General features: G+C 27.2%; 9 protein-coding genes and 3 tRNA genes. 7 read left to right on the top strand and 5 right to left on the bottom strand.

What is annotated here, in order from left to right; translation table 11 throughout:
* Positions 1-569 precede the first annotated feature (569 nt).
* Positions 570-1,832: an MFS transporter gene (locus X274_RS11050; RefSeq protein ID WP_047266892.1), complete on the top strand. Its 1,263-nt coding sequence runs from the start codon at positions 570-572 to the stop codon at positions 1,830-1,832.
* Between the two features lie 93 nt (positions 1,833-1,925).
* On the opposite strand, the gene X274_RS11045 is transcribed toward X274_RS11050, so the two are convergent.
* Both X274_RS11045 and X274_RS11040 read right to left on the bottom strand, forming a co-directional pair.
* Positions 1,926-3,266, bottom strand: a complete 1,341-nt coding sequence (locus X274_RS11045; protein WP_047266891.1) for an FAD-dependent oxidoreductase — start codon at positions 3,264-3,266, stop codon at positions 1,926-1,928.
* A gap of 163 nt (positions 3,267-3,429) precedes the next feature.
* Positions 3,430-4,644 (bottom strand): MFS transporter, encoded by a 1,215-nt coding sequence (locus X274_RS11040; protein ID WP_047266890.1) that lies wholly within the window; start codon positions 4,642-4,644, stop codon positions 3,430-3,432.
* 117 nt (positions 4,645-4,761) lie between these two features.
* Between X274_RS11040 and X274_RS11035 the strand changes: the two genes are divergently transcribed.
* Complete coding sequence (locus X274_RS11035; RefSeq protein WP_047266889.1) at positions 4,762-5,241, top strand: metallophosphoesterase; 480 nt, start codon at positions 4,762-4,764, stop codon at positions 5,239-5,241.
* A gap of 64 nt (positions 5,242-5,305) precedes the next feature.
* On the opposite strand, the gene X274_RS11030 is transcribed toward X274_RS11035, so the two are convergent.
* The 3 genes from X274_RS11030 to X274_RS11020 form a co-directional block, all read right to left on the bottom strand.
* A tRNA-Gly gene (locus X274_RS11030) sits at positions 5,306-5,380 on the bottom strand.
* Positions 5,381-5,394: 14 nt separating this feature from the next.
* Positions 5,395-5,480: transfer RNA gene (locus X274_RS11025), tRNA-Leu, on the bottom strand.
* Positions 5,481-5,500: 20 nt separating this feature from the next.
* A tRNA-Lys gene (locus X274_RS11020) sits at positions 5,501-5,576 on the bottom strand.
* A 274-nt stretch (positions 5,577-5,850) separates the two neighbouring features.
* Here X274_RS11020 and X274_RS11015 point away from each other — a divergent pair.
* From X274_RS11015 to X274_RS10995, 5 genes are all read left to right on the top strand, one after another.
* Positions 5,851-8,355, top strand: a complete 2,505-nt coding sequence (locus X274_RS11015) for an alpha-amylase family glycosyl hydrolase (RefSeq protein ID WP_047266888.1) — start codon at positions 5,851-5,853, stop codon at positions 8,353-8,355.
* Between the two features lie 275 nt (positions 8,356-8,630).
* Positions 8,631-9,275, top strand: coding sequence for a TetR/AcrR family transcriptional regulator (locus X274_RS11010; RefSeq protein WP_047266887.1), 645 nt, complete (start codon positions 8,631-8,633; stop codon positions 9,273-9,275).
* On the top strand, positions 9,259-10,119 hold the full coding sequence (locus tag X274_RS11005) for an ABC transporter ATP-binding protein (protein ID WP_047266886.1): 861 nt from the start codon (positions 9,259-9,261) through the stop codon (positions 10,117-10,119). The genes X274_RS11010 and X274_RS11005 overlap by 17 nt, the downstream gene beginning before the upstream one ends.
* A gap of 11 nt (positions 10,120-10,130) precedes the next feature.
* Positions 10,131-10,931: an ABC transporter permease subunit gene (locus X274_RS11000; protein ID WP_047266885.1), complete on the top strand. Its 801-nt coding sequence runs from the start codon at positions 10,131-10,133 to the stop codon at positions 10,929-10,931.
* A 12-nt stretch (positions 10,932-10,943) separates the two neighbouring features.
* Complete coding sequence (locus X274_RS10995; RefSeq protein ID WP_047266884.1) at positions 10,944-11,738, top strand: ABC transporter permease; 795 nt, start codon at positions 10,944-10,946, stop codon at positions 11,736-11,738.
* The last annotated feature ends 66 nt before the right edge of the window (positions 11,739-11,804 follow it).

Raw genomic sequence — 11,804 nt, 5'->3', positions numbered from 1 at the left:
TCATTTTCTTCTTTCCTTTTTCTTGGCATTGCTATTCTTCCACTAAAAATCGTTCTTTTCTTTTTCACTTTCTTTTTATTTTTCTCTACCTTTTTTTATTTTTACACAGTTTATATTATACTACCTATTTGAAATTATTAAGTTTAGAATTAAATATATTGAACTTATAGAGAATGATTTTATAAAAAATATATTTTAAAATCAAAAAATCAAAATGGCACTTGACAACATTTAAAAAATTTGATATAATATATTCGAAATTTAAAATCTTACTTTAAAAATTTTAAAAAACTAAAAGTATGAATAAAAATTTTTCGGGGGTGATCATATGAAATTTAAAAAAACAAAATCGTATTATGAAGGATTTAATGAAATGGTGAATTTAGAAAAAGTTTTACTTGAAATGAAAAGATATCAATTTTAGGAGGTGAAGTTATGTTTGAAAAGAGAGAATTGAAGAATAGAAAAAGAAGAATTAAATCGTATTATGAAGGATTTGAAGAAATGGAAAATCTAAAGGATATTTTAATTGAAATGAAAAGATATCAAATTTAGGGATGTGATTATTTATGAATAAAATACAAAAAAGAAATTTTTTACTTTATGTTATTGGAAGAATGGTATCCTTAGTTGGTAGTGGTATTCAAATGGTAGCAATGCCTTTATTTATATTGGATTTAACAGGTTCTGGAACTAAAATGGGATTATTTGCAATGATAAGCATGATACCAGCTTTAATAATTGCCCCATTTGCCGGAGTACTTGGCGATAGATATAACAGAAAAAATATTATGGTTTCAATGGATTATGTCAGGGGAATAATTATATTATTTCTTGCATATATGACATATATTGGAAAAATAAATTTAATTGTATTATTTATCACGCAGGTTTTAATATCTATTCTTGATAGTTTTTTTGGAGCGGCTACAAGCGCAATGCTTCCTGACCTTGTTTCTAAATCAGATTTAATGAAAGCTAATTCTGTAACAGAAAGTATTAGTAGTGCTTCAATGATAATGGGTCCTGTTTTAGGCGGGGTTATTTATGGTCTTTTTGGAATGCAATGGGTTTTTATTTTAAATGGGATTTCTTTTATATTATCAGCATTTAGTGAAATGTTTATAAAATATAGGAAAACAAGCACTTTAACTGCAGAAATAAATGCAAAAATAATATTTAATGATCTTAAAGAATCAATGAGCTATATTTTCAATAATTATGTTTTAAAAAATTTAATTCTTATGGCAATTTTTTTGAATTTATTGTTTAATCCAATGTTTGCAGTATTGTTCCCTTATACATTTAGAGAAGTGATAGGATTCTCACCCCAACAATATGGGCTTCTTGAAATGATGTGGACTCTGGGGATTTTAGTAGGTAATATATTACTGGCAGTATTTTTTTCAAAAAGAGAAAGCAAAAAATTATTTAGAAATGGAATTTATGGTATGGTATTTTTAAATTTACTAATAGCCGTTGTTTTGATTCCGCGTTTTTTAAGTAAATTTAATAGTATATGGAGTATATTTCTTGTGGTTGGTGCGTTGCTAATGTTAATGGGGATAACAAATGCTTTTATAAATACACCCATAAGCGTATATTTTCAACGAATTATACCTAATGAAAACAGATCAAAAATATTTTCAGCATTAGGGGTAATATTTCAAGCTGCAACGCCACTTGGAATGCTTGTAATTGGAATGATTGTAGATAGAGTTGAAGTGCATTGGATATTTTTAGCTATAAGTTTATTGATAATACTGGATGTTATAGTTTTTTCTAAAAAAATAGAGCAAATGGATTTTACTCCTTCCCTTGAAACAAAATAATTAATAAATTTTTTGTATTACCTTTAAATAATTTGTGTAATTTTATGCACGAACTAAAAAACTGCCAGATTCCTGGCAGTTTTAATTCTAGAATTACATTTGAGCTAATGCTTGTTCAGCAGCAACTGCAAGAGGATAAACAGTAGGAGCAGCTGTCAATAATGGGTGTGTCCCAATTTGCATTGTAAGAAGGTCTTTTACGTTTACTTCTTTTTGTATTGCTAAACTAATAATATTTATTATTTCTCCAACACTTTTTCCGCCAACAATTTGAGCACCTAATAGCAAACCGCATTCTTTTGAGAATATCAATTTCATTATAATTTTGGAAGCATCAGCAAACTTACCTGGGTGCCTATCAACAACCTCTGCTCTTCCTATAATGACATCAAAACCTTCTGCTTTAGCAACAGCTTCTGTTATGCCTGCGGCAGCAAAGGCTTTACTTCCAATCATTGTAGAATATGCATTTAATGATCCTTTATTTGTTCTTAATAATTTCAATTTATATAAATTAGAAGCAGCTATTCTTGCATCAAACACCGCTGCGGAAGCCAACATTAATCTTGAAGGTTTACCTGTAAAATAGTCCTTATGTTGAACACAATCACCAGCAGCATATACATCTTTTATAGAAGTTCTCATATAATCATCTGTCTCTATATAGCCCCATTCTGAAATTTTTATTCCTAATTTTTTTGCCAATTCAGTATTAGGTTTATAACCTGTTGCTAATATTACAACATCAGCAGGAATTTCTTCCCCGTTTTCTAAAATAGCTTTTTCAACCTTATTATCTCCAACAATTTCTTTAACTTTAGCACTTAGAAGCACTTTTACATTATCGCCTTCAATTTCTTGTTTAGCAATTTCTCCAAAGTCACTATCAAAGGAAGCTGGTAATAAGTAGTCCCTTGCTTCAATTAAGGTTACATTCTTTCCTGATTTTTTTATTTCATCAGCTACTTCAACACCTATAAAACCTCCACCAATAATAATTACATTTTTTGCATTTTTGATCTTTTCATGAACATTATCTAAATACTTATAATTTTTCGGAATAGTCATTACATTTTCCAGATTGTGTCCAGGAATTGGAATAATAAAAGGCGTTGAACCTGTTGCAATAATTAATTTATCATACTCAAATTCTTTTCCGCCCTTTGTTTTTATTATTTTTTCATCAGTATTACCATCAATAACTTCGTCGATTAATAAATCAATGTTGTTAGTTTTGAATTTTTCTTCTATTCCCATATAATCCTTTTCAACACTACCTAAAGTGTGAAAAATATAAGGAATACCACATGGAACTAATTCCTTTTCTAATTTTTTTATAACTAAAATACTTTTATCTTTGTATAGCTTCCTTGATGTCATAGCAGCAATTAAACCTGCGGCACTTCCACCAATTACAATAATATCATACTTCATATAATCACCTCCAAAAAAGTTATAATATTCACATATAATTAAAAATTTCTTCTTCTTTATTATATCATATAAACATTTATCTGTCAATTGAATATATATGTGATAAAAAAAGTCAAAAATTAATACCCTTTTATAACTTTTATAAAAGGGTATTATTATATTTCTAAGTATGCAATTCAATTTTAACCAAGAAATATAAGCTAATTATTATCATCGCGCTTACAAAAGGCATTACCAAATTAAAACCTAAATATTTAATTATTGTACCTATAATTAAAGGCAAGATAGCTGTGACTATATTTAACGCTCCAGAAATACCAACATATAAAGCTCTGTTTTCATGAGTACTAATTTCAATTAAAACGCCTTCAAAACTCATCTGTCTTGCACTCAATGTAAACCCTGATATCAAAAAAATCATAGAATATATATAAGGTGTTGTTTTACTTAAAAACAATGATAATATAGGAAGAACTATCCCCATAACCGAACAAAAAAACAATACGTGTTTATACCCTTTCTTATGCAGGATTTTTCCCCAGACAATACTTGCAAGAACTATTCCTATCATTTGCAATAATAAAAAATTTCCTATCATATTTTTTGCATCTGGAAATGAATTTTTTGCAAGCAAAATATAAAAAGGTATAATAATAAGGCCAAATCCAGTTAAATTACTAAAAATCACATAATTCAATAAATTTCTGTCCTTAGATAAAATTTCTGGTATATTTTTTACCACTTCTATAAAAGAAGGAAATTTCTTATTTGTATCAATTTCCTTTTCTTTTATCAACCAAAAACCTAAAGAAGCTATAAAAAGTGAAAATGATGCAATTAAAAACATATTCGAATAATTCTTAGGATAATTTAACGTGTTTAATATATATTTTGCCAGAAATGCACTTATTAAAGCAAAAAAGCTGCGGGATATCTGTCTATAACTCATAAATTTTCTTTGAATTTCTTTTGTTGGAATTGATTTTCCCAATAGATCAGTGTAACTCACTCCAGCAAAAACGCCACTAAATGAAAATATAGAAATAATTATAATTATTAATGCCAATAACATTTTATCAGGTATACTTGAAATTAAAATCAAACCTATTGCTAATAACGAAAATATCCTGAGATAAATACCTGTTAACAAATATGGCTTTTTTCTTTTTTTTGAAACTAAAAAACTAGCAAAAAACAGTTGTGCCAATAAAGGTACTCCAACTGTTATAGCAGTAACTATTCCAAGCAATATTTCACCGCCGCCAGCCTTTAATATTAAAGAAGGTATAACTGTATTTATTTCTATAAATGAGCTAGCAATAGCTAAAAAGATTGCATGCCAGATGAAAGCATAGAAATTTCTTTTCATACTTTCCATCTTTCCACCTCCGTTAGTTTGTTTTGCTAATTTTAAAATAATTATATCATAAAAGTGGACAAATAATTTTAAATGAGATATAATGATAATAGATAGTGGCAAAGGAGGGGGTAATTTATGTGGCTGGTGATTTCTGATACACATGATAATATGTATAAAATGAAAGAAATAGAAAAAATTATCGAAAGAGAGAACATTACAGCTGTTTTTCATTGTGGTGACTTTGTAGCTCCATTTGTTTTACCTTACATTTTAAAAGAAGGTATAGATTTTTATGGTGTTTTTGGTAATAATGATGGTGAAAAATTATTGCTAAGTGAAAGATCAAATGGAAAAATTTTAATTGGTCCAAGAAGTATTGAAATAGGAAATTATAAAGTTTTTATGATGCATGAGCCATATGCATTAAATGCCGCTGAAAAAAGTGGATTATATGATTTTATATTTTTTGGACATACACATGAAATTATTCATAGAAAAAACAGTAATGATACAGTTGTTGTTAATCCCGGTGAAGCTTCTGGATGGTTAACAAATAGAGCAACTATAGCTTTAATAGACCCGCATGATAAAGAAGTTAATATTATGGAGATATAAAAGATAATAAAATATGTTTCTTAAAAAAAGAAAAAAGGCTCCGTAATGGAGCCTTTGAGTGTTTTGGAGCGGAAAACGGGATTCGAACCCGCGACCCCCTGCTTGGCAAGCAGGTGCTCTACCACTGAGCTATTTCCGCAATAAACAACGTGTTGGTGCGCGAGGTGGGACTTGAACCCACACGGGTAAATCCCACTGGATTCTAAGTCCAGCGCGTCTGCCAATTCCGCCACTCGCGCCATGGCAGAGTATAAAAAACTGGTGACCCGCCTGGGACTCGAACCCAGGGCCCCTTGATTAAAAGTCAAGTGCTCTACCGCCTGAGCTAGCGGGTCACGCTCAATCCGAGTATTATTATATATTATTTTTTTTCATTTGTCAAGTTAAGAAAAGACTTTTTTATTTAAGAGAATAAAAACTTTCTTTTTCGATATATTTAATCTACATGTTTGAAAGTTTTTTTGTAATTAATTAGAGAGAATTATATCGGACAATATTTATTTATAAAAAAATATTTATGATTATAACTTTATAATAACTTAAATCTCTATATGTTAAATCAGATATTATTTGTTATAATTTACTTATCAATTAAAGGAGGTTGTTAAAATGAGGAAATCTTTTCTATTTATATCTTTTTTAATACTGTTTGGAATAACATATGCAAATTCTTTTAACTGGGAAGATCAAGTTATTTATTTTGTAATGATCGATAGATTTGCCAACGGAGATTTTAGTAACGATGTTTTAACTAAAAATGGAATAGAAGCTGGTTTTGAAAATTCTAAATATAATGGTGGGGATTTGAAAGGTATTATATCAAAACTGGACTATATAAAAAATCTTGGTGCTACTGCTATATGGATTACCCCACCAGTAGCAAATCAATGGTGGGATGGTTATGTAAATTATGGTGGATACCATGGATACTGGGCACGAGATTTTAAAAAAGTGGATGAACATTTCGGGGATATTGAAATATATAAAAAATTGGTAGATGAAGCCCATAAAAGAGGATTATACGTTATTCAGGATATCGTAACAAATCATGTGGGAAATTTTTTTATATATAAAGATGGAAAATATTTTTTAAATGATAAAAGCATTCCAACAAAAAAACCGATTCAATATCCATTTGATATGAATGATTATAATGATCCAGAACAAAGGAGAATGAACATATATCATTTTCCAACAGAAATTAAAAATCCTGATAAGCAAAATACTGAATTTGCTAATTTAGATGATTTAAATACAGAAAACCCGATAGTCATAGATGCATTAAAAGATTCGTATAATTTCTGGATAAAGAAAGTTGGAATAGATGGTTTCAGAATAGATACTGCTATATATGTCCCTCATGAATTCTGGAAAAAATTTTTAAATGATAAAGATGGAATATATTCTACAGCTAAAAAAGAAGGAAAAGATAATTTTATCGTGTTTGGAGAAGCCTGGATAACTCCTCCACCATTTGATAACACAGGAGAAAAAACGTTAAAAGAATATTTTGATGATGGTTATAATTCTATGTTAGATTTCCCCTTGCTAACTGGTATAAAACGTGTTTTTAAAGAAGGAAAACCTACTTCATATCTTGCTTTTAGATTAAAAGAAAGACAACAATATTATGATTCGAAAAGGTTGGTAACTTTTGTTGATAATCACGATATGGATAGATTTTTAAAAGGTGCGACTAAAAACGATTTAAAACAAGCTTTAACCTTAATTTTTACTATTCCAGGTATTCCAACAATTTATTATGGAACAGAACAAGGTTTTGAAGAAACTAGAGCAACTATGTTTAAAGGAGGATTTGCATCAAAAGGTGTAGATCATTTTGATATAGAGAATGATTTATATAAATTTATACAAACATTAACTAAATTAAGAAAAGAAAATACAGTTTTTAGATATGGAAAAGTTGATGTTGTATTTGCTGATGAAATAGGTCCTGGAGTATTAGCATATACAATAAGTAATAATAATGAAAAATATTTAGTTATGATAAATACAAATGCTAAAAGAAAATATGCAACTGGTATAGATCTTGGATTAAAAAAAGGTATTGTTTTAAAAAACATATTTGCTTTAAATATGTTAGGAAAAGATATTGTGTATAAAGGTACATTGAATACTCTGATGAATGGAAAAGCTGTTGCAATTTATAGAATAACAAATGAAATAAAATCAGTAAAAAAGAAAGATACCTATGTGAAAATAATAAATATAGAATCTGGATCAAGTTATAAAACAGATTTTGTTATTAAAGGTATAGCAAATAATGCTAAGAGTATAAAGTTAATAATTGATGGCGAAGAAAAGGAATATGTAACATTAAATTTAAATAAAAGAGAAAATGAAAAATGGCAAATTCCTGTAAAAATATCGGAATTTACACCTGGAAAACATAAAATCTTTGTAAAAGCCTATGGAAAAATACCTATTATTAATGCTTATTCTAAAACATATGAAATAAATATAGATATTCCTTCGAAAGATTTAGCATATGTAGAAGATAGACTGGAAGATGATTTCGGACCATTTGGAACATATAAGTATCCATTAGATACCACATTCAAAAATCAGGCTGATATTAAAGCTGTTAAAATACAACAAATAGGTACACAATTGAAAGTAGACTTGATAATGAAAGAAGTTACTGATAGTTGGTCTCCTGCAAATGGTTTTGATCATGTGACATTTCAAATTTTCTTTGATAATCCCGATAAAGAAGGTATTAAAGTTTTACCTCAGCAAAATGCTAAAATGCCTGATAATTTGGATTGGGATTATGAATTATATTTAACTGGTTGGATTGTCTCTGTTCATAGTTCTGAGGGTGCAAATAAAGATACTATGGGAAAACCAATTACGCCTGTTCCAACAATAAAGGTTAATAAACAATTAGCAACAATCAGTTTTACTATTCCTTTATCAGTTTTAGAAACAGATAATTTAAGTGGGTGGAAGATTTATATCACTACATATGATTATGATGGTATAGAATCAGTTTTAAGACCTTTAACTCCAGAAGGTGGTCAATGGGCATTTGGTGGAGGACAACCAACAGATCCGAAAATCATGGATGATATATTAATAAAAATAAACTAAACTATTATTACATAGATAGAACACAATATATAAAAGAGTTAGAATTATTAGATGAAACAATGAAAATCTTTATAATTATCTTTAATTAATAATTATTTTTTATAAAAAACAAAAACCAGGCATTGGCCTGGTTTTTGTTTTTTTTATATTTTTCAGCATAATATCAAAGTACATTCAAAGATTAAAAATGAAAAATCTTAACGTATTTGTAATACAAAAGGGTTATTATATGACTATAAGGTCATATGACTTTTAGGTCATAAGGAGGAGATTAAATGCCTAAAAAAACATTTTTTAATTTACCTGAAAAAAAACGTAAGAAAATTATAGATGTAGCGATAAAAGAATTTAGTATTTACTCTTTTTCAAAATCAAGTGTAAATAGAATAGTAAAAAATTCTAAAATTTCTAAAGGGAGCTTTTATCAATATTTTGAAAATAAAAAAGATTTATATAAATATATTATCGATTTAATTGCAGAGACAAAATTAAAATACTTAAATGATATTGTCAATAAAAATATTGACAAAATGGATATTTTTTCTTTAATGAAAAATATGGCTGATGTTTCGTTAAAATTTATAAAAGATTTTCCAGAATTTGCCCAAATTGGCTATTTATTTTTAAATGAAGATGAGCAATTTATAGAGGAAATCACTGGAAACTTAAATAATAAAGGAGAAAAAATGATTTTTTCTTTATTAAAACAAGCACAAGAAAGAGGAGAAATTTATGAAAATATTGATCTTAAGTTTACATCATTTCTTATATTAAATTTAAATAATTCTATATTAGAGTATGTAAAAAAACATAAAACAGATCTATCCTGGGATGAAATGGCTGATTTATCCAATCAAATAATATTTATTTTTGAAAACGGAATTAAAAAAAAGGAGGGGAATTATGATAAAAATAAGTAATTTGAAAAAATATTATGGCAAACACAAAGGTATCGAAAATGTTTCTTTTGAAATCAAAGAAGGGGAAATATTTGGATTGATTGGTCCAAACGGAGCTGGAAAAACAACAACAATTAGAGTTTTAACAGGATTTTTAAAGCCAGATGAGGGAGAAGCTTTAATTGAAGACAAAAGAATGCCATATGAAATTGATTTTATAAAAGAAGATATAGGATATATTCCTGGAGAGGTTAATTTCTATGGTGATATGAAAATTAAAGAATTTTTAGCTTTTAATCGCTCATTTTATAAAAATATTGATTTAGAATATGAGAAAGAAATTATTGAATTATTGGATATAGAGATTAATAAAAAGTTTAAAGCCTTATCACTTGGAAATAAGAAAAAAATAGCAATTTTACAGGCTTTAGTACACAAACCAAAGTACTTAATTTTAGATGAACCTACAAACGGGTTAGACCCATTGGTTCAACAAAAATTTTATAAATTAATAAAAAAACATAAAGAAAATGGGGCTGTTATTTTATTTTCTTCACATGTTTTATCTGAAGTTGAAAAATTATGTGATAGTTTTGCAATGATAAAAGATGGAAATATTGTAAAATCTGGAACAATAGAAGGACTGAAAGATATTTCAAAGAAAATTGCTGTAATATACGATTTGAAATTAACAGATGAATTGAAAAAATATAAGTATAAAAATAATGAAAATGGAATATATACTTTTGAAGTAAAATCCTTTGAACTTAAAAACTTTTTGAATGATTTAGTAAAGACTAATTTTAGGGATATAGAAATTAAAAATCCGGCATTAGAAGATATTTTCTTAGAATTATATAAATAGGAAGTGAGATTATGACATTAATAAAGAAAGAATTCAAGTTTAATTTTAAAAATTTATTTATATGGATTATAGTTATTACATTGTTTAATATGTTATATGCAGGTTTAACAGATTTTATGATAAAAGAATTGGAGTTTTTTGTAAAATTCCTTGAGAGAATGCCAAAACAATTTTTAAGTGCATTTAATATGGATGTTCAAATATTATCAAAACCTGAAGGGCTTATTGGCTCGGAAGGTATGACTTTTATGTTTATATTTTTCGGATTGTATGCATCTATGTTATCAAGTAAAATATTTGCAGGAGAATTTGATAATAAAACTATTGAGTATTTATTAATAAAACCATATTCCAGGTCAAAAATTTATATTAATAAGATATTTGTTATTTTTATAGATATTGTATTATTGGCATTAGTTTTTTTTGGTTCAATTGCCATGTTTTTTTTAATCTATGTTGATCAGGATTATAGTAATTTAGTATTGTTTGGTTTCTTCCTATACTTATTAACAACAGAGATTTTTTTTGCATCTATTAGTGTGTTGATTTCGTTATTTTTTCAAAAAAGAAAATTAACAAATTCAATAACACTTGGACTGCTATTTTTTATGTATTTTGGGGTTACTGTAACTGAGGGCGTAAAAAATACAGAATTTTTAAGAAGGATAAGCATATTTTATTATATGCCGATTAGGGATATAGTTCTTAATCAAAAAATATATTATTTTAATATTTTTATGATAATTATTTTGTCATTATTAATTGTCTCTATTGCTCGAAAGATCTTTGAGAAAAAAGATATTATTATTTAGGGAGATGAAAAAATGTTATTAAAAAAGGAGCTAAAATTTAATTATAAAAGCTTTTTAATATGGTCAATGATTTTATTGATGTTTTCCTGGTTAGTAGCGCCATTTATTGATAGTATTATGAAAGATGCGGATATGTTAACAGATTTTATTAATTCAATGCCAAAGTTTATTCTTAAAGTTTTTAATATAGATGAGTCATTTATTACACCAGAAGGTTTTTTTAGTGCAAAGGTTATGATTATGGCTGAAATATTTGCAGCAATATTTGCAATTTTATTGGCATCAAATATTTTTGTAAATGAATATGAGACTAAAACAATAGAATATATTTTAACTAAACCAATAACAAGGAATCAAATTTTTCTGAAAAAAGCTTTTGCTGTGTTTATTTATTATACAATATTTGCAGTAATTTTTGGTGTAAGTATTTTATTGCTTTTTAATATTTATGTTAATTATGAATATAATGCAACGATTTTAGCCGGATTTGCGCTTTATTTATTTGTAATTGAAATATTTTTTGGAGCATTAACCATTTTATTATCTGTTATTTTTCAAAACTCTTTTAATACAATTTCTATCTCAATGGGTGTATTTTTAATTATGTACGTAGGTGATATGTTTGGTACAGTAGTTGAAAAGTGGGAATGGATTAGATATATTACTATATTTAAATATATTCCGCTTGGAGATACAGTAAAATATTCTAAAGTTTATGTAATGAATTCTATAATAATTATTTTACTAGGATTTTTAATAACTTATATCGCAAGTCAGATATTTAAAAATGAGGATGTTTTGATTTAAAATATTGGATTTTTTATGGTATAATAATAACGTATTAAAATTATTTTAAAACCAGAAGGAGGGGGA

Origin of the sequence: Marinitoga sp. 1155 (assembly GCF_001021175.1) — a bacterium.
In the GTDB taxonomy this organism is placed as follows: domain Bacteria; phylum Thermotogota; class Thermotogae; order Petrotogales; family Petrotogaceae; genus Marinitoga.
The sequence above is the reverse complement of the archived record's forward strand: the minus strand, read 5'-3'. Positions and strand labels throughout refer to the sequence as shown.

Bases quoted from the DNA above. Each gene is read 5' to 3' on its own strand.
- X274_RS11050 (WP_047266892.1), top strand. From the start codon at position 570: ATGAATAAAATACAAAAAAGAAATTTTTTACTTTATGTTATTGGAAGA.
- X274_RS11040 (WP_047266890.1), bottom strand. From the start codon at position 4,644: ATGGAAAGTATGAAAAGAAATTTCTATGCTTTCATCTGGCATGCAATC.
- X274_RS11045 (WP_047266891.1), bottom strand. From the start codon at position 3,266: ATGAAGTATGATATTATTGTAATTGGTGGAAGTGCCGCAGGTTTAATT.
- X274_RS11010 (WP_047266887.1), top strand. From the start codon at position 8,631: ATGCCTAAAAAAACATTTTTTAATTTACCTGAAAAAAAACGTAAGAAA.
- X274_RS11035 (WP_047266889.1), top strand. From the start codon at position 4,762: ATGTGGCTGGTGATTTCTGATACACATGATAATATGTATAAAATGAAA.
- X274_RS11015 (WP_047266888.1), top strand. From the start codon at position 5,851: ATGAGGAAATCTTTTCTATTTATATCTTTTTTAATACTGTTTGGAATA.
- X274_RS11000 (WP_047266885.1), top strand. From the start codon at position 10,131: ATGACATTAATAAAGAAAGAATTCAAGTTTAATTTTAAAAATTTATTT.
- X274_RS11005 (WP_047266886.1), top strand. From the start codon at position 9,259: ATGATAAAAATAAGTAATTTGAAAAAATATTATGGCAAACACAAAGGT.
- X274_RS10995 (WP_047266884.1), top strand. From the start codon at position 10,944: ATGTTATTAAAAAAGGAGCTAAAATTTAATTATAAAAGCTTTTTAATA.